We start from the raw sequence: 405 nt of genomic DNA, 5'->3' as shown, positions 1-405 counted from the left end.
GACCGCTGCGATTACCAAGGTTTTGGCCGAAACGGGTGGTGCGACCTTCACCGCCTATGACCAGATCGACAAGGCCCCGGAAGAAAAGGCTCGCGGCATCACCATCTCGACCGCCCATGTCGAGTATGAGACCGAGAACCGCCACTACGCCCACGTGGACTGCCCCGGCCACGCCGACTACGTGAAGAACATGATCACCGGCGCGGCCCAGATGGACGGCGGCATCCTGGTGGTTTCGGCCGCCGATGGCCCGATGCCCCAGACCCGCGAGCACATCCTGCTGGCCCGTCAGGTCGGCGTGCCGGCCCTGGTGGTGTTCATGAACAAGGTCGACATGGTCGACGATCCGGAACTGCTGGACCTGGTCGAGCTGGAAGTGCGCGAGCTGCTGTCTTCCTACGACTT

At 63.7% G+C, this 405-nt stretch carries 1 protein-coding gene; it reads left to right on the top strand.

Features of this window, described 5'->3' with window-relative positions:
• Positions 1-405: GTP-binding protein (locus EPD66_RS22250; RefSeq protein WP_255448615.1), on the top strand; the 405-nt coding region annotated here is incomplete at both ends.

Source organism: Telmatospirillum sp. J64-1, assembly GCF_006980715.1.
Lineage (GTDB): Bacteria > Pseudomonadota > Alphaproteobacteria > Rhodospirillales > Magnetospirillaceae > Oleiliquidispirillum > Oleiliquidispirillum nitrogeniifigens.
This window is presented reverse-complemented; position numbering and strand designations above follow the sequence as displayed.